This window comes from Actinoplanes sp. NPDC000266 (assembly GCF_042899005.1).
Classification (GTDB): Bacteria; Actinomycetota; Actinomycetes; order Mycobacteriales; family Micromonosporaceae; genus Actinoplanes.
Genome location: NZ_JBIAZI010000005.1, coordinates 77705 through 100917, shown reverse-complemented (window position 1 = coordinate 100917; position 23213 = coordinate 77705). Strand labels below are relative to the sequence as shown.

Here is a 23213-nt window from a genome sequence, read left to right as displayed (position 1 = left end):
GCGTTACGCCGCCTTCTTGGTGTTCGCGGCCGCCTCGGCCTTCTTGGCCTCATCCGGCGGGAGGAGGCTGCGGAGCTTCTGCGCCACGAGACGCGGGTTGGAGCCGGCCTGAATGGCCAGGACACCGTCGACGACCAGTTCCATCTCCTCGGCCTCGATGCCGCTGAGGCGGTTGAGGCGAGCGGCGAGCGGGAGCCAGATCACGTTGGCGCTGAGCACACCCCACAGGGTCGCGACGAACGCGGCGGCGATAGAGTGACCGAGCGTCTCGGGCTGGTCGAGGTTCTCGAGCACGTGCACCAGGCCCATGACCGTGCCGATGATGCCGATCGTCGGGGCGTAGCCGCCCATGTTCTCGAAGAGCTTCATGCCGGCCTTGTCGGCCTTCTTCTTGGCCGCGATCTCGGCGTGCAGGACGTCGTGCAGCTCCTCCGGGTCGGTGCCGTCGATCGCCAGCTGCAGACCGCGCTTGAGGAAGGGGTGCTCGACCGTCTTGACCGCGTCCTCGAGAGCCAGCAGGCCCTCGCGGCGGGCCCGCTCGGCCAGCTTGACGATGCTGTCGACCAGCTGCGTCGGCGGCGTGACCTTGGCGAGGAACGCCTTCTTGAGGTTGGCGCCGATGCCCGTCGTGTCCTTGAGGACACCGCCGGCCATACCGGCCATGAGCGCTCCACCGAACACCAGGAGCATCGAGGGGATCAGGATGATGGAGGTCGGTGTGCCGCCCTCCAGGATCTGCACCGTGAAGACGATGATGAAGGCAACAACTACACCGACGATCGTTGAGATATCCATGTTCAGCGGTCCTTCCGGTGCAGCGAGAGCACCTGGGCGTCGTGGTCGTCGTCAGACGGGATGGCGGCGGCCGCGGGCTGAGCCTCGAGGCGACTTGCTTGAGACATCAACGAGGCGCGGTAGTGGCGCACTGAATCGATGAACTCGGGAACTGACTCGGCGATGACGTATTTGGTGCCGTCGACCAAGGTGATGACCGTGTCGGGCGTGCACTCGGCGCGCTCGATCAGGTCGGGGTTGAGGGCGAACACGGCACCGTTGATGCGGGTTACAAGGATCACGATCATCCGTCCTTGGGTGGTGGTGTGGTCCTGGGCTGTAGGACCCTCCGTGGCCCTTCACCGTGTACTTCGGCGACCTGACGGTTGCCGATGAGATCCATACGGTCGCGCTTCGGGTGCAGCCGATCGGCTGAAAGACAACGGCCGGGACGAAACCCTCAAGGGCTCGTCCCGGCCGCCGGCCGGACTGCTGCTACGACTAGCGCTTCATGCTCACGAGCTCCTGGAGGAGCTCGTCAGAGGTCGTGATGACCCGGGAGTTGGCCTGGAAGCCACGCTGGGCGATGACCAGGTTGGTGAACTCCTGTGCCAGGTCGACGTTCGACATCTCGACGGCGCCACTGATCACCTGGCCGAGGCCGGAGCTGGTGGGCGTGCCGACCTGGGCCAGGCCGGAGTTGACCGTCGAGCGGTACATGGAGTCACCGGTCTTCTCGAGACCGTTCACGTTCTTGAAGGTGGCCAGGGCGACCTGGCCGAGGATCTTCTTCTGGCCGTTGCTGAAGGCGCCGATGATCTGGCCCGTGTCCGACACGGTGTACGACAGCGAGGCCAGCGTGCCGGCCGCGTTGCCGTTCGAGTCGGAGACCCGGGCCTCGGTGAGGCCGTGGAACATCGTCAGGTCGCCGCCGTCGATGGAGAGCTCGTCACTGAGGTTGCTGTTGAGGTCGGAGAGACCGGTGAACGACAGTGTCTTCGACGCCGCGTCCAGCTTTCCCGCCGTGAAGCTCAGCGAGCCGCCGTTCTCGGTCATGGGCTTGGCGCCGGCGGCGTCACCGGACAGACCCACACTGACGTCGTACGTCCCCGGGTCCACCCCCTCGTCGGAAGTGCGCTTGAAGTACGCCGAGAGGCTGACCGGGGTGCCGAACTTGTCGAACGCCTTGAACGGGATCTCGATCGGATCCATCGTCGAGACGTCCGTGACGTCCTCGGGCACGTCGAAGGACAGATTGCCCTTCATCTCGATCTTGTTGGTCGGCTGCGGGTCGATGCTCTGCCCCAGCGGCATCTTGATGTCGCCGGGCTTGGCCGCCGTGTTGACCACACCGTCCTCGGCCGTCCACCCCTGCACAGGGTCACCGGTGGCGGTGGCGAGCGTGCCGTTGGCGTCGAAGAAGAACGAGCCGGCCCGGGTGTAGAGCTCCTCCTGGCCGCGGCGGGTCATGAAGAAGCCGTCACCCTGGATCATCATGTCGCCGGCCTTGCCGGTGGTCTGCGCCGATCCCTGGCTGAAGTTCGAGGTGATGCCGGCGTTGCGGACACCGAGGCCGACCTGGGCCGGGTTGGTGCCGGCCATGCCGTCCTGCGGGGAGCCGGCGGCGCCGGTCATCTGGCTCAGCGTGTCCTGGAACTGCACGGAGCTGGCCTTGTAACCGACGGTGTTGACGTTGGCGATGTTGTTACCCGTGACGTCCATCATCATCTGATGGGCGTGCAGGCCACTGATGCCCGAGTAGAGAGAGCGCAGCATGAGTCAGGTCCTTCGCGGTTGAGGATTACAGCTGGGGTGTCTCTGAGGTCTTGTCCGTGGGCGCGGCCGCCGGAGCGGGCTTCGGCGCCGGAGGCGCCGCCGCCGGTGGTGCTCCCGCCGGCGGCGTGAGCGGCGCCGCCATCGCGGCCGCCTGGGCCGCGGCGTCCGCCTGCGTCTGGATTTCCATGACCTTGGACAGCTGCACTTCCGTGTTCCCGATCCGCAGAGTCGGTTCGCTGTCGCCGTTGAGCTTCGCCGCCGATATGACTCCGGTGAGCTTGGCCCCGGATTCGTCCATGTAGGTGACCGTCTTGCCGACCAGGGAGCTGGCGCCGACCAGCTGCTGCCCCTTGAGCATGTCGGCGACCTCACCCAGCTTCTCGACCTGAGTGAACTGCGCCGTCTGGGCGAGGAACTGGGTCGAGTCGGCCGGCTTGCTGGGATCCTGGTATTTCAGCTGGGCCACCAGCAGCTTGAGGAAGGTGTCCTTGTCGCCGAGCGACTTGGGCTTCTCGGGAACGGCGGCCTTGCCCGCGGCGGCGGCGGCCCCTGCGCCGAATGTTCCCGATGGTCCCGTGGAGCCGGAAGTCGGTGAGGTCATCACGCACTCCTGTCCTTATAGCTAGCTCGAACTACGCTTCGACAGGTCTGCGGATTTGCTTAGCGACAAAAAACGCGGGGCCGCCCCGAAAGGCGGCCCCGCGTTTTCTTCGTTCGTCGGATCACGGCGCGAGGGAAAGGCTGAACTTTCCCTTTCCGTACCGGTTCACCTCGACCGTGAGGTCGACGCGGCGCCCGAGCGCCATGAGGTGGGCGCGGGCGTCGGCCGGCAGCGGATCGCCCGGGTAGATCACCTGGTACATCTTGATGTGCGGGCCGCCCTCCCGGTTGAGGAGGCTGGTCAGCACGTTGCACAGCTCGAAGACGTTCTCGGCGAGGTTCGGGAAGAGCTTCTTCTCGTCGATGCTGTCCTCCGCGGCGCCGGCCGGCAGGAGGCCGAGGGCGGCGCCGGCGTTGGCCGACAGGGTGAGATCCATCCCGAGCACGCCGTAGATCTGCTGTGCGTTGTCAGTGAAGATGGCGATCGTCGAGGTGTTGACCTCGTCCGCGGAGAGCGGGTCGCCGGGGCTGACGGTCACTTCCCGGCCGAGCAGGTCCTCAAAGAGGTTGCGGACGGCCAGGGTGCCTGGAAGAACCGAGACATCAGACATGTCGTAATCATCCCAAAATAGGAGCGAAGACCTCATCGAATCGCTCAGCCGAGAAGGGCTTCACGATGAAAAAAAGCGCACCGGCGGCGTCGGCCTGATCCTTCATCTCAGGCGTGCTCTCCGATGTCACGAAACCGAACTTGATGTCGTTGCCGGCGGCCCGGAGCTGCCGCAGCACCTCGATGCCGGTCATCCCGGGCATGTTCCAGTCCGAGAGGACCAGATCCGGGTTCTCCGACTTGGCCATGTCGAACGCCTGCTGGCCGTCCGCCGCCTCGATCAGCTCATGGTCGCCGAAGCCGGCCTGGCGCAGCGTGCGGACCACGATCTGCCGCATCACCCGACTGTCATCAGCGATGAGAATCTTCATTCCGCGCCCTCCTTGTTGTCGCCGCGGCTCTGCCACATGGAAATGGACACCGGTTCGCCGTCCCAGACCCCGTAGACGCCACTGATGCGTTCGGTGTTGGGAAAGCGAGCGGTCGATTCGGGCGCGAGCACCACCTGCGGCAGGGAGAGCAGTGCTCCCGGGGGCAGCATGGCCTTCACGTTGCCGCCAACGATGTTGGCGAGTTCACCGAGCACATCCGACACGTCCTCCTCGCTGACCTCGTCCATCTCCATGGCGAGGAAGGCGGCGGCGGCCCGGCGGGCGGCCGGCGTCGAGGAGGCGTACACGATGTGCCCGGTCCAGGATCCGGTGATGGAGACCGAGGAGTGCACCTCGGAGGGCTGGTTCTCGTCGTACGTCGGGATCAGCGGGCTGATGCCCTCTGGATCCAGGTACGACTCCCACACCTGCTCCACCATCTCGGCGAGGTCGTTCTCGTTGACCTCGACTTCGACGCTCATGAATTCGCTCCGGTCGGGACGAGGCCCAGCAGGGCCAGTTTTTCGATCATCGCGCCCTCGGTGAAGGGCTTGATCACGTACTCGTGAGCGCCCGCGGCGAGCGCTCGTACGATCTGGCTCTGTTCGCTCTCGGTGGTGACCATGACCAGCGTCATCTCTCGCAGACGCGGATCAGCCCGGACGTTCGTGACGAACTCGAGCCCGTTCATGTTGGGCATGTTCCAGTCGATGAGGGCCAGCTCGGGCACCTCATCCAGGGTGGCCAGCAGGTCCAGGGCCTCACGGCCGTCGCCTGCCTCCAGTGCCTCGAAGTCCAGCTTCGAGACGATGCGCTTGAGGATCATGCGCATCGCGCGGGAGTCGTCGATCACCATGGCGCGCATCGCGGCTTCACACCCTTCTCGCGGCGCCCGCGGGCGCTCCGGTACGTGCTCGGTAGGCGGACGTGCGGCCGGCGGCCACCCGCTCGTAGTTGTCGTCGATACCGATCGTCGTCTCGGCCGCGCCCAGGAAGAGCCAGCCGTCGGGCCGCAGCACCTTGGCCATGTTCTGCAGCACGTTGCGCTTGGTGGCGACGTCGAAATAGATCAGGACGTTCCGCAGGAAGATCACGTCGAACGGCTGCATGGCCGGGAACGGCGCGGTCAGGTTCATCAACTTGAACGACACGTTGCGGCGCAGATTCGCGTTGATCCGCCAGTGCGCGCCGGCCCGCTCGAAGTACTGCACGAGCTGCTGGGCGGGAAGCCCACGGTTCACCTCGACCTGGCTGTACTCACCGGTCTCGGCGCGCTTGACCATCTCGGTCGAGATGTCGGTTCCCATGATCTCGAACGACCAGCCCGGCGGCAGGTTCTCCGAGAGAGTGATGGCCAGGCTGTACGCCTCCTGGCCGCTGGAGCTGGCGGCCGACCAGATCCGGATCTTGCGGGTCGCCCCGCGCGACTTGATCAGCTCGGGCAGGACCACGTCGGTGAGCGCCGAGAACGGCTCCCGGTCCCGGTACCACGAGGTCTCGTTCGTGGTCAGGGCGTCGATGATCTTGCGCTGGTTCTGTGGGTTGGGCCGGCGCTGGAGATCGGCCAGGAACTCGGTGACGTTCGCCGCGCCGACGGCCCGGGCGACCGGGATGAGCCGGGCCTCGACCAGATATTCCTTGCCCGGGGCCAGCACGATCGAGGCCTCACGCCGTACGAGCTGCGAGACAAAGGCGAACTCGGCTTGCGAGAGAGTCATCGGGCCACCGCCGCCGATCGGCCGCTCTTGATGCGGTTGACCAGGTGGGCCGAGATCCGGTCGAGCGGAAGGATCTCGTCCGCCAGCCCGGCCCCGACGACCGCGCCCGGCATGCCCCACACCACCGAGGTGGCTTCGTCCTGCGCCAGCACCTCGGCGCCCGCGTCTCTCAGCACTTTCGCACCACCTCGTCCATCGTGTCCCATTCCTGTCAGCACGGTCGCGTACGCCGAAGCGCCATAAAGTGCCGCCACCGACCGGAACATCACGTCCACGGCCGGGCGGCAGGAGTTCTCCGGCGGCGCGCCGCTGAGCTGGGTCAGCGTCGCGGTGCCCCGGCGGTGGAACACCAGGTGGTTGTCTCCCGGTGCGATGTACGCCCACCCGGGCGTCAGTTCCATCCCGTCACCGGCCTCGACCACCCGCAGCGGAGTGCTGCGGTCCAGCCGTTCGGCGAACATCTTGGTGAAGACGGGCGGCATGTGCTGGGTGACCACGATCGGCACGGGAAAGTCCGACGGCAGGCCCTGCAACACTTTGGTCAGGGCGTCGGGTCCTCCCGTGGAGGAGCCGATGCAGAGGATGTCGACCCGGCCGCCCGCGCCCGCCTTCTTGGCGGGACGGGCCGGTGCCGCGCCGGGTGGCGCCGCTCCGGGACGTCCCGGTCCCGAGGGCGGCAGGCCCGCGCGGGGCGGAGCCGCACCGGGCCGGGTGGCCGCCGGGCGGGCCGGAGGGGCGGCGCCGGGCCGGGCCGGCGCGCTCGGAGGCGCGGCGCCCGGGCGCTTCCGGCCGGCCAGCGCGTAGATCTTCGGCACGAGCTCGTTGCGCACGGCCGCGATCGACTCGTTCACGGACCCGACGTTGCTGGGCTTCGTGACGTAGTCGGTGGCGCCGGCCGAGAGCGCCTCCAGCGTCGCCGTCGCGCCCGAGGCGGACAGCGTGCTGAACATGATCACCGGGATGTGCTTGTGGCGCTTGCGCAGCTCACGGACCGCCTCGATGCCGTCCATCTGCGGCATCTCGATGTCCATGGTGATCACATCGGGCTTGAGCTGGTCGATCTTGGCCTGCGCCAGCTGACCGTTCGAAGCCGTGCCGACGACCTCGATGTTCTCCGCACCGCCCAGTGCGTCCACGATCAAACGCCGGACCACCACGGAGTCGTCCACGACGAGGACCGAAATCATCTGACCACCTCCCCTCACCCGAGCCACGCGGGGCCGAGAGCGGCGACGACAGGTGCGAGAAGGCGATGGGCGGTGGAGGTATCCAGAAGATCCCGCACCACCAGCGCCTGCACCGCGCCGCTGAGCATGTTCCAGACGCCGCCGGCCCGGTCGGCCAGCGGGATCGCGGCCGTGTCCACGGCCTGTACCAACAGCATCTGCGCCGCGGCGGCGGTGCGGACCCGATCCGAGAGATAAGCCGCCCACGAGGCGGAATGCACCGCCGGCGACCAGCCGCCGGCGTTGCGGCGGGCGTCCTCCGCCGAGGACACCAGCCGGCTGAGATCCGCCGACCGCAACGAGCGCAACCGGTCGAGCAGCGCCGAGACCGTGTAGTGGTGCGGGCCCAGGTCGATCGGGGCGCCGGTGGGCAGCCGGCGCATCGCCGCCACCCAGCCCGCGCCCAGCCGCCGGCGGGTGTCCGAGTCGAGCACCTCGCGCAGATAGCTGGCCACGGCGGCGTCGCAGATCAGGCCGGTGGCCGCGGCGGCCACCTCGGACTGCGTCGCGTCCCGGCCGGCGCCGGTCCAGGTCCAGGCCATCACGTCGTAGCGCACGCAGGTCAGCAGCGCGTCGACCGAGCCGATGGGCGCGCGCTCGACCAGGGCCAGGCTGCCCGCCGGGTCGTCCTTGGACATCCCCTTGAGCGAGGGCATCCGGCGGGCCGCGCTCTCCACCTCGACCCAGAGCGGTCCGCGGACCCCCTCGTCGGGCAGGCGCTCGGCCAGCACCGGCAGGTCGTCCGCGCTCAACCGCAGTCCGCGCAGCACGACCTCGGCCGTCGCCGACCCGCCGCTGAGGCGGGTCAGGTCGAAGCCGAGCACCGGCGCGCTGACGAGGCTGTACATCAGGTGGTGGCGCGGTGCGTGTCGACGGCCTGGTTGACGTCCAGGGCCAGCATCAGCCGGCCGTCCAGCTTGAACGTGCCCACCACCAGCTCCCGGGTCGGGCCGCTGAGCGTGTCCGGTGGCGGCTCGAACGTCGCCTCGTCGAGGTCGACCACCTCACCGATCTTGTCGACCACGAGGCTGACCGGCTCGCCGTCACCCCGCAGGATCACGTTCATGACCGGGCCCTGCAGCGCCTTGCGGACCAGCCCCAGCTGGACCCGGAGGTCGACCGCGGCGATCACCTGACCGCGCAGGTTGAACAGCCCGCCGACGGCCGGCGGCGCGAGCGGCACGGGGGTGTACTCGTTGTACGAGAGCACCTCCTGCACCGTGTGCACCTCGACGCCGAAGAGCTGGTCGGCCACCTCGAAGGTGGCGAACTGCCGGCTCGCCATCTCAGGCCTCCACCAACATCTCGTCGTTCTCCAGGTCGGTGTAGAAGTTCGGGTCGGCGGCGAGGATGGCGCGGCGGACGTCGAGCAGCTCGGTCACCCGCTGCTGGATCACCGCAGTGCCGACAAGGCCGTCCTCCTCCGCGTCGCGGCGGGCCGTGGTCGAGTTCTCGGCGATGTCGACGATCCGGTCGACGACCAGGGCGACGCTGCGCCCGCCCTCGCTGTAGACGACCACCGACACCGTGTCTCCTTCGGGCTCTTCGCCGTACGCGCCGAGCAGGTGGGACAAGCGCACGAGCGGCAGGATCTGCCCTCGGTACTGCACGACCTCCCGCGAGCCGGCGTGCTCGATGCGGTCCCGGGGGAACTCCTCGAGCCGGGTGACGGTGTCCAGCGGGATCGCCACCCGACGCTCGCCGACCGCGGTGACCAGCAGGCGCTCGCCCGTGCCGGCCACGCCCGCGGCCCGCGACGACGAGTCCATGCCCTTGCGCTCGGCGTCGGCGGCCAGATGGCTGCGCCGGGCCAGCGACGACACGTCGAGAATCAGGCCGACCTTTCCGTCGCCCAGGATGGTCGCGCCGGCGTACAGGCCGATGTCCTTGAGTCTGCTGTTGAGGGCCTTGACCACGACCTCTTCGGTGTTCAGCACCCGGTCGACGACCAGGCCGAACCGCCGGCCGTCGGCCTGCAGCACCATGATGTAGACGCCCTGGTCGCCGGCGACCTCGAAGCCGAGCGCCTTGTCCAGGCGCACCAGCGGGAGCAGCTTGCCGCGCAGCCGGTAGACGGGCGCGCCCGACGCGTACTCGATCTTGGTGGACTGTCCGTCGATGAAGACCAGCTCGAGCACCGCCACCTGCGGCACGACGTAGCGCTGGTCGCCACAGTCGACGGTCAGGGCCTGGATGATGGCGAGCGTCAGCGGGATGGTGAGCCGCCAGACCGTGCCCTCGCCGGGCGTCGAGTCGACGCTGACCGCACCGCCGATGTTCTCGATGTTGGTCTTGACGACGTCCATGCCGACGCCGCGGCCGGAGACGTTGGTGACCTTGGCCGCGGTGGAGAAGCCGGGCTGGAACACCATCGCCATGATGTCGCGCTTGTCCATGTTGGGGATCTGCTCGGCCCGCAGCAGGCCGTTCTCCACGGCCTTCTGGGCGATGCGGTCCACGTTCAGGCCGGCGCCGTCGTCGGCGACCTCGACCGCGACGTGGCCGCCCTCGTGATAGGCGCGCAGCGTCAGGGTGCCCTCGGGCCCCTTGCCGGCCGCGGCCCGGCGCTCCGGATCCTCGATGCCGTGGTCGACGGCGTTACGCACGAGGTGGGTCAGCGGGTCCTTGACCGCCTCGAGCAGGCTCCGGTCGAGCTCGGTCTCCTTGCCCTCCATGACGAGCTCGACCTTCTTGCCGAGCGAGTTGCTCAGGTCGCGGACGACTCGGGGCAGCTTCGACCAGATGTGCTCGATGGGCTGCATGCGGGTCTTCATGATGCCCTCTTGCAGCTCACTGGTGATCATGCCGAGCCGCTGGGCGCTGCGGACGAGCGTGGCGTCGCCGATCTCCATGACGCCGCGGACCAGCTGGTTACGGGCGAGCACCAGCTCACCGACCATGTTCATGAGGGTGTCGAGCAGGTCGACGTCGACGCGGATGGCGCTGTCGGCGATGCTGCGCTTGGGCGCCTGCTGCTGGAGCGCCTCGTTGACCGCGGCCGGCTGCGCCTTGCCCTCGTCGAGCAGGATCGTGCCGAGCTTGCGCTCGTCGCCCTCGATCTGCTGCTGCAGGGCGGAGCTGACGTCGGCCGGCTGGGCCGCGCCCGACTCGACCAGGATCTCGCCTACCGGCTTGCGCTGGTTCTCCACCGGCTCCGGCGCGGGCCGGGCGGGCGTCTCGGCGATCGGCTCGGGCGCCTCCTCGGCCTCGGCCTCGGCCTCGGCCGCGGCCGCCGGCTCGGCCGGGGGCGCGGGCTCGGCGCCCGCGTTCATCTGCGCGTGGACCTGCGCGATGATGCTCTCGATGTCGACGTCGCCCTCGTTGCTGTTCTCCTCGATGGAGGCGAGGATCGAGCGCACACCGTCGATCGTGGCCAGCAGGGTGGTGATCGTCGACGGCGTGACCGGCATGACGCCGTCGCGCAGCTTGGACAGCAGCGACTCGCCGGCATGGGCGAGGGTCTCCAGGCGCGTGAACGCCAGGAAGCCACTGGTGCCCTTGATCGTGTGGATCGCCCGGAAGATTCGGGAGATCAGATCGCGGGAGTTGGGCTCCTGCTCCAGATCCACCAGGTCACGGTCGATCTGGTCCAGGTTCTCGTGGCTTTCCATAAGGAATTCGCCGACGATTTCACCAAGGTCTTCCACGCTTACTACCTCCTGCTCGCCTTCCCACAGCCCTCATCGACGGTTGAACGCGACATCTGAGGACACCCGGAGGTCGACCGAATGGGAAATTTCAGCCCTCTCCGCCCGGACGGCGGTAGCGGTAGCCGAACCCGCGGACGGATTCGATGGGTGAGTCGTCGGGATCGGACCAGCCGAGCTTGCGGCGCAGCCGCAGCACGGCGAACTTCACCCGTTCCTGTCCGATGCCGGTGGGGTCGTCCCACGCCTGCGTCAGCAGCTGATTGGGGCTGAGCACCGCGCCGGCGTGCCGGACCAGCGCGTTCAGCAGCCGGAACTCGGTCGGCGTGAGGCGCTTCTCGTCGCCCTTGACGTAGACCCGGCGCTTGGTCGGGTCGAGATGCACCAGCCCGTCGTCGTAGACCTGGCTGGCCCAGCTGTTCTGCCCACTGGAGGAGCGGCGCAGCAGGGCCTCGACCCGGGCCAGCAACTCGTTGTTGGCGAACGGCTTGGTGAGATAGTCGTCGGCGCCGCCGCGCAGGCCGCGCACCTTCTCGGCCTCCTGGCCGTGCGCGGTCAGCACGAGCACCGGGACGTCGGAGACGTCACGCAGCCGCTCGAGCACCTGCCAGCCGTCCATCTCGGGCAGGCCGACGTCGAGCACCACCAGGTCGGGGTGCTCGGCGTACGCCTCCTTGAGACCGGTCCGGCCGTCTCCGGCGTGCGCCACCTCGTAACCCGCACGGCTGAAAAGCAACCGCAGGGCGAGCGCGATGTCCGGATCGTCCTCGACCACGAGTAGGCGACTCATGCTGTGCTCACCCTGCCCCCACCCCTCGCTCGCGCACTGCCGTCCGGGCACGACCGTCCGCCCGGGCACGCCGTGTTCGGCGTCCGGTGGAAGATCGATGTCTTGCTCGGCGTCACTCGCGACCGCGAGCTTCGGAACCAACCGCGCAAACCCACGATAGCGTGATGTCACGGCCTATTTACGGACAGTGACAGTTTAGCGGGCTAATCGCCCGCCGGGGCGGGTTCTCCGCGCCACCCGGAGGACCTGCTCGGCCCCCGGTCACGCCTGAATCCCCTCAGCGTGACACGAAAACCGACGTCTATTCCGGTTTCGGGCAAAGAAGGGACGTACGCCCGATAAACGGATGCGATAGGCCTGGTGGGCGACTCGGCCCGCGCATTCGGGGATTGGGGGCACCTGTGCTGCGACGTCTCTTACCGCTCGCCGTCACTCCGGCTCTTCTGCTCGCGACGGCCGGCGCGGCCCAGGCGGTCGTGCCGGCGCCCCCACTGACACCGAGCGCGGTGGCCCCGGCGGTTCTGATGTCCCAGGTGGTCACCATGACCAACCAGCAGCGGGCGGCCAACGGCTGCGGACAGCTCTCCGTCGACCAGGAGCTGATCGTCGCCTCGGTGCGGCAGAGCTGGTACATGGCCCGGACCGGCCGGTTCAGCCACGTCTGGAACGACGGCACCACCTTCGTGCGCCGCTCGCACCAGGCCGGATACGAGCAGCCGTCGGGCGAGAACATCGCCTGGGGTTACCGGACCGCGAGCGAGGTCGTCGGCGCCTGGATGGCGAGCCCGCGGCACCGCGCCAACATGCTCAACTGCGGCGCCCACTCGATCGGCACCGGCGTCGTCTACGCCGCGAACGGGGTGCCGTACTACACCCAGGTCTTCGGCTGGGAGTGATTCAGAGCTGGCAGTTGACCAGCACCGGCTCCGGGTGCAGCTCGACGCCGAAGCGGTCGCGGACACCGTCGCGGACCGTGCGGGCCAGGGCGAGCAGCGACTCCGTCGTGCCCGTGCCGCGGTTGGTCAGGGCCAGCGTGTGCTTGGTCGAGATCGCGACGCCGTCGCCGGCGAAGCCCTTGGGGAAGCCGGCGTTCTCGATCAGCCAGGCCGCCGGGATCTTCACCGATCCGCCGGCGCCGGGCCAGTGCGGCGCCTCGAGGCCGAGCGCCGCCCACTCCTGAGCGCTCACCACCGGGTTGGTGAAGAAGGACCCGACCGACCAGGTGTCCCGGTCGTCGGGGTCGAGCACCATGCCCTTGCCCGCGCGCAGCTTCAGCACGGTCTCGCGGGCCTGCAGCAGCGGCACCCGGTCACCCGCCTCGACGCCCAGGTTGCGGGCCAGCTCGGCGTAGCGGATGGGCGCCGACTCGTCCGAGCGCTCCAGGCGGAAGTCGACCTCCAGCACCACGTAGCGGTCGTTGTGCTTGAAGACGCTGGCCCGATAGGCGAAGCCGCACTCCTCGGGCGTCATGGCGCGGACCGTGTCGCTCCGCCGGTCGTACGCGTGGACGGCCACGATCGTGTGAGCGACCTCCGCCCCGTACGCCCCCACGTTCTGGATCGGGGTGGCGCCGGCCGAGCCCGGGATGCCGGACAGGCACTCCACACCCGAATAACCGTTCGTCACGGCGTACGCGACGAAATCGTCCCAGGGCTCGCCCGCGGCAACCCGCAGCACGCCCGGCGAAACCTCGCGAATCCCCCGCGTCCGGATCAGCACGACGCTGCCGCCGAAGCCCTCGTCGCCGATGACGACGTTGCTGCCGCCCGCCAGAAGAAGGATCGGCGCGTCTTTACGCACCAAAGACAGCAGTTCGTCCGTTTCGGTGGCCATCGTGAGTTCGCCGGGTGGCCCGCCGAGGCGTAGCGTCGTGTACGCCGACAGGTCGGTTTGCGGTGCGGCACTAAGGTCATGCACGGCACCAACCCTAGGCTCAACGGGTTCGGGGCATCTCATCGGCGGTCCGGTGGAGCGGAGAGCATCGCGATGAACAGGCTGCACGCGACGAAAGACTTCTGGCTCGCGGCACTGCGGGCCGACAGCCCCGCGCTCCAGGACGCCGTCGCTCAGGCGGGTCCGGAGGCCGCGGCGCCGCTGGTCGAGCAGGTGACCTCGTTCCTGCGCTTCGTCCGCGACTACACGCCGCGGGGCGTCACCACCCGGCCCGAGGAGCTGCCGGTGCCGCCGCGCCCCGACTGGGAGACCCAGCTCGACGGCCTGCGCCGCGAGCTCACCGGCACCATCGAGACCCTCGAAGCGCTCGAGGCCGACATCCCGGCCTGGAACTGGGCGCCACAGGCGAAGACGGCCGGCTTCTGGCACCGCCGCACGGCGCACGAGATCTCGCTGCGCCGCTGGGACGCCGAGTCCGCCGTCGGCCGGCCCACCCCGATCGAGACCAAGCTGGCCGCCGACGGCATCGGCGAGGTGCTCGACACCTGGCTGCCGGCGGGCCGCCGCACGGGGCCGACCGATCTGCGCGGCGTGGTCCACCTGGTCGCCAACGACGTCGGACATGAGTGGTTCGTCCGGTTGCGCGGCATGGGTGTGGCGCTGCTCGACACCAGCACGATCCTCGACGACGACGATCACCACGCCCGCGCGCACGCCACCGGCACCGCCAGTGACCTGCTGCTGGTGCTCATGGGGCGGCAGCGCACCGACCGCCTGGTCGTCACCGGAGACCCTCGGCTGATCGCCGCCTTGCAGGCTGGGTAACGGCTTAAATTCGACTTACGGACCATCCCGGGACCGATTCCGTCCCTATGATGAACCGGTTAAGTTCGGATTACGAGCAGCACACCCAGGAAGCGGGGAACGCATGACGGCAACCGTCACCTCCACGTCGGCTGAGCCGGCCCTCGCCGGGATCACCTTCCCCGACGGCTTCATCTGGGGCGCCGCCACGGCGTCGTACCAGATCGAGGGCGCGGCGCGGGAGGACGGTCGCGGCCCGTCCATCTGGGACACCTTCAGCCGTACGCCGGGACGCGTCTACCGCGGGCACACCGGCGACGTCGCCTGCGACCACTACCACCGCTACGTCGAGGACGTGGCGATGATGGCGGACCTGGGCCTGAAGTCGTACCGGTTCTCCATCGCCTGGCCGCGGATCCAGCCCGACGGCAACGGCCCGGTCAACGCCAAGGGCCTCGACTTCTACGACCGGCTCACCGACGAGCTGCTCGGCAAGGGCATCGACCCGACGGTCACCCTGTACCACTGGGACCTGCCGCAGACCCTCGAGGACCGCGGCGGCTGGCCCAACCGTGAGACCGCGGAGGCCTTCGCCGAGTACGCCCAGATCGTGTACGGCCGCCTCGGCGACCGGGTCGGCACGTGGACCACGCTGAACGAGCCGTGGTGCTCGGCCTACCTCGGTTACGGCAGCGGGGTGCACGCGCCGGGCCGCCAGGAGCCGGCCGCCGCCCTGACCGCGGTGCACCACCTGCTACTCGGCCACGGCCTGGCCGCCCGGGCGCTGCGTTCGGCCGGCGCCCGCAGCGTGAGCATCACGATCAACCCGGCCGTCGTCTTCCCGGTCGACGCCGACAATCCGGCCGACCGCGACGCGGCCCGGATCATCGACGGGCTCTCCAACCGGATCTTCTACGACCCGCTGCTCAAGGGCGAATATCCGGCCGACGTGCTCGAGCACATGTCCCGGTTCGTCGACCCGTCCTCGATCATCAAGGACGGCGACCTCGAGACGATCAACGCGCCGATCGACGTGCTGGGGATCAACTTCTACCAGCCGGCGTACGTCTCGGCGAAGCCCGGAACCCCGGCCGCGCTCGACCAGCCGGGCAGTGAGGGCATCGCCTACCGCGCGCCGAACGGCCCGGTCACCGACATGAACTGGCTCATCGAGCCGGCCAGCCTGACCAGCCACCTCAAGCGGATCCACGAGGACTACCCGGGCACGCCGCTGATGATCACCGAGAACGGCGCCGCCTATCCCGAGGGACCGTCGGCCGACGGCGAGGTCCACGACACCCGCCGCGTCGAGTACCTCGACGGCCACCTGCGGGCCTGCCATGATGCCCTGGCGGCCGGCGTCGATCTGCGCGGTTACTTCGTCTGGTCGCTGATGGACAACTTCGAGTGGGCCGAGGGGTACCGCAAGCGCTTCGGGGTCGTGCACGTCGACTACGCCACCCAGCAGCGGACGCTGAAGGACAGCGCGAAGTGGTACCGGGAGGTGATCCGGCGCAACGGCATCGCGGCGCCGGGTTCTGACGAAGGGTGATCTTTTGTGGTGACGCGGGAGCGGCCGACCCTGGAAGCAGTGGCGCGCCGCGCCGGGGTGTCCCGGGCGACCGTCTCCCGCGTCGTCAACGGATCGACCTCGGTGGCCGCCTCCATCCGTGAGGCGGTCAACCGGGCCGTCGACGAGCTCGGCTACGTGCCCAACCAGGCCGCCCGCAGCCTCGTCACCCAGCGCACCGAATCGATCGCGCTGATCCTGCCGGAGACGGCGAACCGGGTCTTCTCCGACGATCTGTTCTTCCCGGCGATCATCCGCGGCGCCGGCGTCGAGCTCGAAGCGGCCGACAAGCAGCTCGTGCTGATGATGGCCGGCTCGGCCCGCAGCCACGACCGGGTGGAGCGGTACGCGGTCGCCGGCCACGTCGACGGCGTCATGTTCGCCTCGATGCACGGCGCCGACCCGCTGCCCGGCACGCTGGTCCGGCTCGGCATCCCGGTGATCTGCAGCGGCCGCCCGATCGGCGGCGCCGAGGTGCCCTATGTGGACGTCGACCATTTCGGGGGCGTCGCCGCGGGCGTACGTCATCTGGTCGCCCGGGGCCGCAAGCGCATCGCCACCATCGCCGGCCCGCAGGACATGGTGGCCGGCATCGACCGGCTGGCCGGCTATCGGGCCACATTGGAGGAGGCCGGCCTCCCGCAGCGCACCGCCTTCGGCGACTTCACCCGCGAATCCGGCCTGGCCGCCATGCGTTCGCTGCTCGAGGCCGACCCGGCGATCGACGCCGTCTTCGCCGCCTCGGACATGATGGCCCACGGCGCCCTGGCCGCCCTGCGCCAGGCCGGCCGCCGCGTCCCCGGCGACGTGGCCGTGATCGGCTTCGACGACTTCGAGATCAGCCGATACAGCGACCCGCCGCTGACCACGGTCCGCCAGCCCATCGCCGACATGGGCCGCACGATGGCCCGCCAGCTCCTCGGCCTGATCAACGGCGACCCGGGCCTGCCCGACGCGGTGGTCCTACCGACCGAGCTGGTGGTCCGCGACTCCGCCTGACGCCGCCGCACTCGCCCGCCCGGCCGCCGTCGGGTGACCCAGCACCTCGCGGGAGAGCAAGGTGGCGCCCGCGATGGCGGCGGGCATGAGGAGGATGGCGCCCAGCGGGATCAGGAAGCAGCAGAACACGGCCACGCCGAAGCCCAGGGCCAGGGCTTTGTTCTGTTTCAGCACGGCGCGGCGGTGGCGCAACCGCTGGCCGCGGCGCTGGAACGGGACGCCGGTCAGCTCGACCGCCAGCAGCCAGCCGCCGACGGCGCCGCCCAGGACCGGGATCACGGTCTGGCCGACGATGGGCAGGAAGCCGAGCAGGAACAGCGGGATGCCGACCAGGATGGACAGTCCGATCAGGCGCAGCGAGTCGACCAGGCTGCGGCCCAGCGACGGCCAGAATCCGGTCTCCACGGCGTCCGGCACACCGCCCAGCTGATCCTCGACCAGCTCGGAGATGCGCTCGTAGAACGGGTCGCCGATGAGCAGCGTGACCGCGGTGAACGACAGCACGCCGACCACCACGGCCACGCCGAGCAGCCCGGCGCCGGCCAGCACCTGCACCAGGTCGCCCCACGTCTCGCCCCAGTCGTCGGCGAACCAGGTGACCGCGTCGGAGAGCTCGGGCAGGAAGTCGATGAGGAAGAACAGCGCGGTCGCGTAGAGCACGCCCGCGATCAGGGCCGGGATCAGCCCGAGCGCGAGCAGCTTGGGACGGCGCAGCAGGATGCCCAGCCCGCGGGCGAGCAGCCCGGCCCCGATCAGGAACCTGCGGGCCGCCCCGAGCGGCTTGGCGTCAACGTTCACAACCCGGCATTTTAGGGCCTGGGATCACGTCGCCGACGGGCTCGGTCCGGTGCTCGGGTCGGCCGGCTCGCTGGGCGGTGCGGTCGTGGTGATCTCGGTGGGGGTCGGCACCGGCGGCAGCGTCAGGGGCGGCAGAGGCGGCTCCGACGTGGTGGTGGCGGGCGCGGGGGTCGTCGTCGTGGCCGGAACGGCGGTCGCCGTCGCGCTGGGCGTGGCCGCCGCGGAGGTCACGGGAGCGGACGGGGTCACCGTCGGCGTGGCCGGGACCGGGCGGTCCGGCCGGGGCGAGTAGCGGACCGTGGTCATCGGCGTGGTGTCCGCGGGCCGCGGAGCGGAGCCGAGGGCGCCCTCACCGCCGGGGAGGCCGACCGCCGCCGGGCGCTTGGCCGGGGCGGCCAGCGACCATCCGATCGACACCGCGATGGGCAGGCCCAACGCCACGAGTCCGAAAAAAACTGATTTAGGGGATAACCGCACGCTGTGAACAACAGCCGCACAGGCGCGAAAGGTTACGGCCCGGCGGGCAGAACGGGGTTGATCAATTCCGGTCGGTGCCGGTACTGTCCGCTGGCTCCCCTCTGTCGGGACGGGAGAGCACGCCCACGGGGGTACACCATGAAGCTCGCATCACTCCTCTCTCTGACCCTGGCCGCCGGCATCGTCGGCGTGGCCACTCCCGCGCTCGCGGCCGGCGCCGCGCCCGTCGGCAGTTACACCCTGGACAGTCTGGCGATCTGGCCCGGTCAGACGGTCACGCTCACGCAGACCGCGCTCACCGACGACGACGTCACCGACCCCGCGCTGCTCACGCAGACGATCAACTGGGGCGACAACACCACGACGGTCGCCACCGGCGCCGTGACGTCGTGGACCCACAAGTACACCACCGCCCGGAGCTATCCGATCGAGGTCGCGCTGAGCGACGGCGAGGCGGCCGGCACCGGCACGTTCCCGGCCGGCTCGACCGTCGCCGTGACCGCGCCAGCCGGCACGTACTCGTGGAAGAACTCCACCGTCTGGACGTACGAGTCCTATGAGAACCTCGCCGTCTGGAACGCCGGCGGCGTGCCGGCCAACTCCGACGCGACCTGGGCCAGCTGGGGCGACGGCACCCGGACGCTGCTGCGCGACGGCACCTCGACCACGGTCGAGCACTGGTTCGGCCCGGGCACCTGGCGTCCCCAGATCACGGTGAAGAACAAGCAGGGCAAGGCGGCTCCGGTCACCACGGCCCCGCTGTCGGTGGTCACCGACGCGACCGCGCCGTCGGTCGCGCTGACCTATCCGGCCAGCCCGAACAAGGCCAGCTCGTGGTCGACGATCCGGGGCACCGCGAGCGACAGCCAGTCGGGGGCGGACATCGCCGCCGTCTTCCTGTGGAAGTACAACACCTCCGGCGTCGAGTACTACTACAACTTCGGCGCCCGTAGCTGGGTCCGCTACACCGGCCAGAACCTGAACACGCTGCCGGACAGCGTCTTCGGCATGTCGGCGGTCTCCGCCTCGGGCACCTGGTCGGTGCCGGTCACCGGCCTGACCAAGGGCTGGATCATCGAGCCGCAGTACCAGGCGGCCGACAAGGTCGGTAACTGGAGCGGCCTGAACTGGCGCCAGATCACGCTCAACAGCTGAGTTCGACGCGAGAAAGGGCCCGCTCACGCGGGCCCTTTTCTATGCGTTCAGGAAGTGGGAGACGCGCTCGCGCAGCTCGCGACGGTTGTTCCACAACACCGCAGGCCGGTCGTAGACGTGCAGCTCCGCGCCCGGCAGCAGGCCGGCCACCTGCTCGGCCCAGGCCACCGGGTGCACCTCGTCGCCGAGACAGCCGATCACCAGCGCCCGGCCGGAGAACGCGCGCAACGTCTCGGGAGAGGCGACCGCCGGCTCGTGCCACAGCGTCGTCAGCTCGGCCGCCAGGCCGTCGCGCTGCAACTGCTCGACCCGCTGGCGAAGGTACGACCAGCCGGTCGGCGTGTTGCGCACCGACGGCGGAAGCTCGCTCTCGGCGGCCGCGGCGATCGACGCCGCCTCGCCGGACTCGACGGCGGACAGGAGCCGCTCCACCCGTTCCTCGGCCGCGGCCGGGCGGGTGCCGTCGAGCGACGCGGGAAGGTAGAGGACCACCCGCTCGAAACGGTCAGGGGTCTCGCTCAGCAGCCGGCAGAGCGCCGCCGAGCCCATGCTCACGCCGACCGCGCGGGTCGCCGAGGTCAGGTCGGCCACCGAGCGCAGGTCGCTCGCCAGGTCGCCGAAGCTCCACGGACCGGCCGGCGCCTCGGACCGCCCGTGGCCGCGGAAGTGGAAGAAGACCCGCCGGCCGGCGACGGCCGAGCCCAGCGGACGGGTGCCCGAGATGTCACCGGCCAGTCCATGCGCGAACACGGTGACCGGCTCACCCACCCCGGTCGTGAGCATCTCCAGGCGTACACCGGAAGGGGTTGAAATGATCTCGGTCGGCGGACCGGGAAGCGTGGGCCGCCCGGAACGCGGACCCGTGGAATCGGCACGCAGCAGGCGAGGCCCGCCATCGGGCGGGGGCGGGCCGAACCGCCTCACCAGAAGCCTTTGCCGTCCGACAGATCCTTGAGCCCGGGGCGGACGTCCAGCAGGTAGATCAGGGCGGCGGCGATGCCGATCAGGCTGAAGATGCCGGTCGCGCCGCTGCCGAGCAGCAGGGTCAGCACGATGCAGACGGCCAGGATCGCCGCCCAGGCGCCTTTCGGCAAGGTCCCGATGGCCTGGAACCCGTCACCGCGCTGGGTCAGGCAGTGAATCAGCGCCACCGCCTGCACGACCAGCGAAAGGATGAGCAGGAGCAGGCCGAGATAGACGAGCACGTCGTCGTAGAAGATCGGCGCGGAAGAGGCCATGAGGAGAAGTCTATGCCGCGGGGCCCAGCGACTGCCGAGCCCCGCGGATCATGACTACTTGGTGTCGGACTTCGGGGCGCGCTTGCGCGGCTTCGGCGTCGCGGGAGCGGCCGCGACCTCCTTGGTGGCGTCGGCGGCCTCGAGGACCTTGGTCTCCTCGGTCGTCTCGATGTCGGCGTTCACCACGTCGGCGGCCTCGACGACACCGGTGCCGACGACGCGCTCGCCACGGGCGACCAGGGCCGTGTACGCCGCGAGGGCGCGGTCCTGGGCGATCTGGGCGAACGAGGTGGCCACGCTGGCCGCGTTGCCCCGCAGGGCGTCGAAGTCGGTGGTGGCGGCCTTGTCGCGCAGCTCGGCGGCCTTGGTGCCGGCCTGCTCGTTGTAGGTGCGCAGAGAGGCGGCGGCGCGCTCGCTCAGCACGTTGACCACGGCCGGCAGCTTGCGGAGCTGCTGGTAGGCGAGGTCACCGGCGCCGGCGGCGGCGTAGATCGGGGCGGGGAAGCGGGTGTTGGTCTGCTCGGTCATGTCGTCTCCTCGACGGTCTGCGGGGCTTCGTCGGCCGGCTGGTTGCGCAGGTTCTCGTTACGGAACGTCTCGTAGATCTGTGACAGCGACTGCTTCTGCGCGATCGTGAGCTCGGGATCGGCGGCGATGGCGGCCAGCACCCCTTGCTGACCCTCGCTGTCCAGCAGGCCGGCGCGCAGGTACATCGCGGGCGTCGACACCCGCAGCGCGCTGGCGATCTGCTGCAACACCTCGGCACTGGGCTTGCGCAGGCCGCGCTCGATCTGGCTCAGGTACGGGTTGCTCACACCGGCCTTGTCGGCCAGCTGGCGGAGCGAGATCTTGGCGGTCTGCCGCAGGTCACGGATGAAACCACCGATGTCCTGAGGCAGATCCTTCGGTGCGGCCATGCGTTCGAAGGTAGCGCGGAGTGCTAGCTCTTGCAAGCAAAGTGCTAACAAGAGCTAGCGTGAGACGTCTCACCGGACCGGGCGGACCACCCCGACCGGTTCCCCGCCGCCCAGCACCAGCTCCTCGATCACCGGCACGGTCACGCCGAGCCGGCGCAGCTCGTCCAGCAGTACCGGCGTCCGGGCCCGCATGCCACCGTCGTCGACCTTGATGGCGATCGCGCCCACCGACGGCACGGCCACCGCCACGACACCCTCGGCGCCACCCTTGGCCAGCAGGCCCGGCACCGCGCCCATCAGCACGGTGTCGTCGGCCCCGGTGCCGGCCACGAGCTCGGGATGCGCCCGCATCTCGTCGGCCACCCGGCGCTCTTCCGTGCCGGGATCGGCCTCGACCAGCCGCTGGAACGCGCGGGCCAGGCCGGTCAGCGACATCGCCAGCACGGGCGCCCCGCAGCCGTCGACCCCGGTCGCGGCGATCGGCTCGCCGGTCAGATCGGTCACCGCCTCGGCGATCGCCACCTGCAAAGGATGCTTCGGGTCGAGGTACGTCTCCAGCGGCCAGTCGTTGGCCGCGCAGGTGGCGAGCATGCCCGCGTGCTTGCCGGAGCAGTTCATCAGGACCCGCTCGGGACCGCCGCCGCCGCGGACCCAGGCGTCCCGGTCCTTCTCGGCGAGGGGCAGGGCCGTGGGGCAGCGCAGGGCGCCGACATCCAGGCCGGCGCCCTCGAGGATCTCCCGGACCCGCCGCGCGTGGAACGGCTCGCCGTAGTGGCTGCCGCTGATCAGGGCCAGGTCGGCGGCGTCGCGGGGCACCAGGCCGGCGCGCAGCATGCCGACGGTCTGCATCGGCTTGTTGGACGACCGGGGAAAGACCGGGCTGGTGACGTCTCCGCGGCTCTCGCCGCCGAGGACAGCGACCGAACCGTGGTGCACGCTCTCGACGAAACCGGAGCGCACCACCTCAGCGATGATCATTTCAGCCTCTAGTCCGATCAAGGGCGGCGGCGGGGTGGTTGGACGGGGGGACTCCCAGCAGCTCACGGGTCTCGGCGGTGGTCAGCGGCGGGCGCTGAGCGAGCTGGGCGAAGCCGGCCGCGCGGGCCACCAGCTGCATGTTCGACTCGACGGGGCGGCCCTTGGCGTACGTGACGGTGTCCTCCATGCCGACCCGCAGATGGCCGCCGGCCGAGAGCGAGGCCAGGATGACCGGGATCGCCGTACGGCCGATGCCCGTGGCCGAGAAGGTGGTGCCGGCCGGGAGATCGCGGATGGCCTGCTCACAGGCGGCCAGCGCGGCCAGCGTGCCCGGCATGCCGCCCGGCACGCCCATCACCAGGTCGACGTGCACGTGCCCGCCGAACGGCAGGCCGTGCTGCCCGAGCAGGCGCTGGAGCGTGGCGAGCTGGCCCAGGTCGAAGATCTCGTACTCCGGCACGATGCCCCGGTCCTGCATCCGGGTGTGCAGGTCGACGATGAACTCCCAGCGGTTGAGGAAGACGCCGTCGCCGAAGTTGACGGTGCCCATCGTGCAGGAGGCCATCTCGGGTCCGGCGTCGAGCACGGCCAGCCGGCCGGACTCGGGGTCGGTGACGGCGCCGCCCGAGGACAGCTGCACGATCAGGTCGGTCGATTCGCGCAACGCGGCGACGGTCGCGCGGAGCCGGCCCTGATCGAGGGTCGGCTCGGCGCGGTCGTCACGGATGTGCACGTGGATGATCGAGGCGCCCAGCGCCTCGCACTCCTTGGCGGTCGCCACGAGCTCGTCGAGGGTCACGGGCAGCGCGGGTACGGCTGCCTTGCTGCTCTCGGCGCCGGTCGGAGCGACGGTGATCACGGTACCGGTCATG

The 23213-nt window shown here is 69.8% G+C and carries 27 protein-coding genes and 1 pseudogene; 5 read left to right on the top strand and 23 right to left on the bottom strand.

The window, feature by feature from the left end; genetic code table 11:
- Positions 1 to 3 precede the first annotated feature (3 nt).
- The 14 genes from ACFY36_RS20960 to ACFY36_RS20895 all read right to left on the bottom strand — a co-directional run bounded on the left by ACFY36_RS20960 (position 4) and on the right by ACFY36_RS20895 (position 11512).
- On the bottom strand, positions 4 to 795 hold the full coding sequence (locus ACFY36_RS20960; RefSeq protein ID WP_499747656.1) for a motility protein A: 792 nt from the start codon (positions 793 to 795) through the stop codon (positions 4 to 6).
- A 2-nt stretch (positions 796 to 797) separates the two neighbouring features.
- Positions 798 to 1082, bottom strand: coding sequence for a flagellar FlbD family protein (locus tag ACFY36_RS20955; protein WP_499747655.1), 285 nt, complete (start codon positions 1080 to 1082; stop codon positions 798 to 800).
- Between the two features lie 193 nt (positions 1083 to 1275).
- Positions 1276 to 2550 (bottom strand): flagellar hook protein FlgE, encoded by a 1275-nt coding sequence (locus ACFY36_RS20950; RefSeq protein ID WP_499747654.1) that lies wholly within the window; start codon positions 2548 to 2550, stop codon positions 1276 to 1278.
- 25 nt (positions 2551 to 2575) lie between these two features.
- Entirely contained in the window at positions 2576 to 3151 is a 576-nt protein-coding gene (locus ACFY36_RS20945) for a flagellar hook assembly protein FlgD (RefSeq protein ID WP_499747653.1), read from the bottom strand.
- A 121-nt stretch (positions 3152 to 3272) separates the two neighbouring features.
- Entirely contained in the window at positions 3273 to 3761 is a 489-nt protein-coding gene (locus ACFY36_RS20940) for a hypothetical protein (protein WP_499747652.1), read from the bottom strand.
- Between the two features lie 7 nt (positions 3762 to 3768).
- Entirely contained in the window at positions 3769 to 4131 is a 363-nt protein-coding gene (locus ACFY36_RS20935) for a response regulator (RefSeq protein ID WP_097317698.1), read from the bottom strand.
- On the bottom strand, positions 4128 to 4613 hold the full coding sequence (locus ACFY36_RS20930) for a chemotaxis protein CheX (protein ID WP_499747651.1): 486 nt from the start codon (positions 4611 to 4613) through the stop codon (positions 4128 to 4130). The genes ACFY36_RS20935 and ACFY36_RS20930 overlap by 4 nt, the downstream gene beginning before the upstream one ends.
- Complete coding sequence (locus tag ACFY36_RS20925; RefSeq protein WP_097317696.1) at positions 4610 to 4996, bottom strand: response regulator; 387 nt, start codon at positions 4994 to 4996, stop codon at positions 4610 to 4612. Before ACFY36_RS20925 ends, ACFY36_RS20930 begins: the two co-directional genes overlap by 4 nt.
- A 7-nt stretch (positions 4997 to 5003) precedes the next feature.
- A complete protein-coding gene (locus ACFY36_RS20920; protein WP_498655701.1) occupies positions 5004 to 5849 on the bottom strand; it encodes a CheR family methyltransferase in 846 nt (281 codons plus the stop codon).
- Complete coding sequence (locus tag ACFY36_RS20915) at positions 5846 to 7036, bottom strand: protein-glutamate methylesterase/protein-glutamine glutaminase (protein ID WP_499747650.1); 1191 nt, start codon at positions 7034 to 7036, stop codon at positions 5846 to 5848. The genes ACFY36_RS20920 and ACFY36_RS20915 overlap by 4 nt, the downstream gene beginning before the upstream one ends.
- A 14-nt stretch (positions 7037 to 7050) precedes the next feature.
- Positions 7051 to 7923 (bottom strand): hypothetical protein, encoded by an 873-nt coding sequence (locus tag ACFY36_RS20910; RefSeq protein WP_499747649.1) that lies wholly within the window; start codon positions 7921 to 7923, stop codon positions 7051 to 7053.
- Complete coding sequence (locus ACFY36_RS20905; protein ID WP_097317692.1) at positions 7923 to 8360, bottom strand: chemotaxis protein CheW; 438 nt, start codon at positions 8358 to 8360, stop codon at positions 7923 to 7925. Before ACFY36_RS20905 ends, ACFY36_RS20910 begins: the two co-directional genes overlap by 1 nt.
- Position 8361: 1 nt before the next feature.
- Positions 8362 to 10722 carry a chemotaxis protein CheW gene (locus tag ACFY36_RS20900; RefSeq protein ID WP_499747648.1) on the bottom strand — a complete coding sequence of 787 codons (2361 nt, stop codon included), beginning with the start codon at positions 10720 to 10722 and terminating at the stop codon, positions 8362 to 8364.
- Between the two features lie 91 nt (positions 10723 to 10813).
- Positions 10814 to 11512 carry a response regulator transcription factor gene (locus ACFY36_RS20895; protein ID WP_097317690.1) on the bottom strand — a complete coding sequence of 233 codons (699 nt, stop codon included), beginning with the start codon at positions 11510 to 11512 and terminating at the stop codon, positions 10814 to 10816.
- 401 nt (positions 11513 to 11913) lie between these two features.
- Here ACFY36_RS20895 and ACFY36_RS20890 point away from each other — a divergent pair, with 401 nt between their 5' ends.
- Positions 11914 to 12408, top strand: a complete 495-nt coding sequence (locus ACFY36_RS20890) for a CAP domain-containing protein (RefSeq protein WP_499747647.1) — start codon at positions 11914 to 11916, stop codon at positions 12406 to 12408.
- Between the two features lies 1 nt (position 12409).
- On the opposite strand, the gene ACFY36_RS20885 is transcribed toward ACFY36_RS20890, so the two are convergent.
- Entirely contained in the window at positions 12410 to 13429 is a 1020-nt protein-coding gene (locus tag ACFY36_RS20885; protein WP_499747646.1) for a UDP-N-acetylmuramate dehydrogenase, read from the bottom strand.
- A gap of 69 nt (positions 13430 to 13498) precedes the next feature.
- Between ACFY36_RS20885 and ACFY36_RS20880 the strand changes: the two genes are divergently transcribed.
- From ACFY36_RS20880 to ACFY36_RS20870, 3 genes are all read left to right on the top strand, one after another.
- Positions 13499 to 14230, top strand: a complete 732-nt coding sequence (locus ACFY36_RS20880) for a maleylpyruvate isomerase mycothiol-dependent enzyme family protein (RefSeq protein ID WP_499747645.1) — start codon at positions 13499 to 13501, stop codon at positions 14228 to 14230.
- 103 nt (positions 14231 to 14333) lie between these two features.
- Positions 14334 to 15761, top strand: coding sequence for a GH1 family beta-glucosidase (locus ACFY36_RS20875; protein WP_499747644.1), 1428 nt, complete (start codon positions 14334 to 14336; stop codon positions 15759 to 15761).
- Between the two features lie 6 nt (positions 15762 to 15767).
- Positions 15768 to 16778 (top strand): LacI family DNA-binding transcriptional regulator, encoded by a 1011-nt coding sequence (locus tag ACFY36_RS20870; RefSeq protein WP_499747643.1) that lies wholly within the window; start codon positions 15768 to 15770, stop codon positions 16776 to 16778.
- On the opposite strand, the gene ACFY36_RS20865 is transcribed toward ACFY36_RS20870, so the two are convergent.
- Positions 16743 to 17576 (bottom strand): EI24 domain-containing protein, encoded by an 834-nt coding sequence (locus ACFY36_RS20865; protein ID WP_499747642.1) that lies wholly within the window; start codon positions 17574 to 17576, stop codon positions 16743 to 16745. The two genes, ACFY36_RS20870 and ACFY36_RS20865, sit on opposite strands and share 36 nt — an antisense overlap.
- Positions 17577 to 17600: 24 nt before the next feature.
- Entirely contained in the window at positions 17601 to 18017 is a 417-nt protein-coding gene (locus ACFY36_RS20860) for a hypothetical protein (protein WP_499747641.1), read from the bottom strand.
- Positions 18018 to 18191: 174 nt separating this feature from the next.
- Between ACFY36_RS20860 and ACFY36_RS20855 the strand changes: the two genes are divergently transcribed.
- Positions 18192 to 19208 carry a hypothetical protein gene (locus ACFY36_RS20855; RefSeq protein ID WP_499747640.1) on the top strand — a complete coding sequence of 339 codons (1017 nt, stop codon included), beginning with the start codon at positions 18192 to 18194 and terminating at the stop codon, positions 19206 to 19208.
- 39 nt (positions 19209 to 19247) lie between these two features.
- On the opposite strand, the gene ACFY36_RS20850 is transcribed toward ACFY36_RS20855, so the two are convergent.
- The 6 genes and pseudogenes from ACFY36_RS20850 to ACFY36_RS20825 all read right to left on the bottom strand — a co-directional run bounded on the left by ACFY36_RS20850 (position 19248) and on the right by ACFY36_RS20825 (position 23212).
- Positions 19248 to 19991 (bottom strand): alpha/beta fold hydrolase, encoded by a 744-nt coding sequence (locus ACFY36_RS20850; RefSeq protein WP_499747639.1) that lies wholly within the window; start codon positions 19989 to 19991, stop codon positions 19248 to 19250.
- Positions 19992 to 20128: 137 nt separating this feature from the next.
- Positions 20129 to 20446 carry a DUF2516 family protein gene (locus ACFY36_RS20845; protein WP_097317681.1) on the bottom strand — a complete coding sequence of 106 codons (318 nt, stop codon included), beginning with the start codon at positions 20444 to 20446 and terminating at the stop codon, positions 20129 to 20131.
- A 54-nt stretch (positions 20447 to 20500) separates the two neighbouring features.
- A complete protein-coding gene (locus tag ACFY36_RS20840; protein ID WP_499747638.1) occupies positions 20501 to 20974 on the bottom strand; it encodes a hypothetical protein in 474 nt (157 codons plus the stop codon).
- Positions 20974 to 21363 (bottom strand): annotated as a pseudogene (locus tag ACFY36_RS20835) (helix-turn-helix domain-containing protein); the annotation flags it as partial. The gene ACFY36_RS20840 and the pseudogene ACFY36_RS20835, both read right to left, overlap by 1 nt.
- Before the next feature lie 69 nt (positions 21364 to 21432).
- Entirely contained in the window at positions 21433 to 22341 is a 909-nt protein-coding gene (locus tag ACFY36_RS20830; protein ID WP_499747637.1) for an asparaginase, read from the bottom strand.
- 1 nt (position 22342) lies between these two features.
- Positions 22343 to 23212, bottom strand: a complete 870-nt coding sequence (locus ACFY36_RS20825) for a beta-keto acid cleavage family enzyme (RefSeq protein WP_499747636.1) — start codon at positions 23210 to 23212, stop codon at positions 22343 to 22345.
- Between the last annotated feature and the right edge of the window lies 1 nt (position 23213).